This window comes from Novosphingobium sp. TCA1, from assembly GCF_009811895.1.
Classification (GTDB): Bacteria; Pseudomonadota; Alphaproteobacteria; order Sphingomonadales; family Sphingomonadaceae; genus Novosphingobium; species Novosphingobium panipatense_A.
On sequence record NZ_BLJH01000132.1, the window covers coordinates 1 to 588 of the forward strand.

A 588-nucleotide genomic window follows, 5' to 3' on the forward strand; every position below is an offset into this window, starting at 1 on the left:
CGTCGATCCATAGATAGGGCCACTCACCTTCAATGGGCCGCGTAAGGAAGGCATTCACCCGCTCGTCTATCTCGGCAACCAAACGGCTGACCTGGCTCTTTGATACACCGCTGGCGCCCATAGCCTTGACCAGATCGTCGACCGAACGGGTCGAAACGCCGTGGACGTAGGCTTCCTGGATCACTGCCGCCAAGGCCTTCTCGGCGGTGCGGCGTGGCTCCAAGAAGCTCGGGAAGTAACTGCCTTTGCGCAGCTTCGGGATTGCCAGATCAATCCGGCCAGCTCGCGTATCCCAACTGCGCTCGCGGTAGCCGTTGCGGTGGTTCAGCCGCTCCGGGCTGCGTGATCCGCAAGGCACGCCCGTCTTCGCCTCGATCTCCAGATCCATCATGCGCTCCGCGGCGAAAGCCAGCATCTCACGCACCAAATCGCTATCAGCCCCTTGCTCAATCAGCTCGACAAGGGCCATTCTGTCGTCGGTCATCGTCTTCTTCTCCAGGTTCGAGTTCGCATCCGAACCCTACCAGAAGATCGACGGTGGCCACCCTCTCAGGGAAACCTTCCTACACCACCCCGCGGGACACGACC

At 61.1% G+C, this 588-nt stretch carries 1 protein-coding gene; it reads right to left on the reverse strand.

Annotation, left to right across the window (positions count from 1 at the left end):
* A partial coding sequence (locus tag NTCA1_RS28390; RefSeq protein ID WP_201282634.1) for a transposase occupies positions 1–484 on the reverse strand: 484 nt, incomplete at its 3' end.
* Between the last annotated feature and the right edge of the window lie 104 nt (positions 485–588).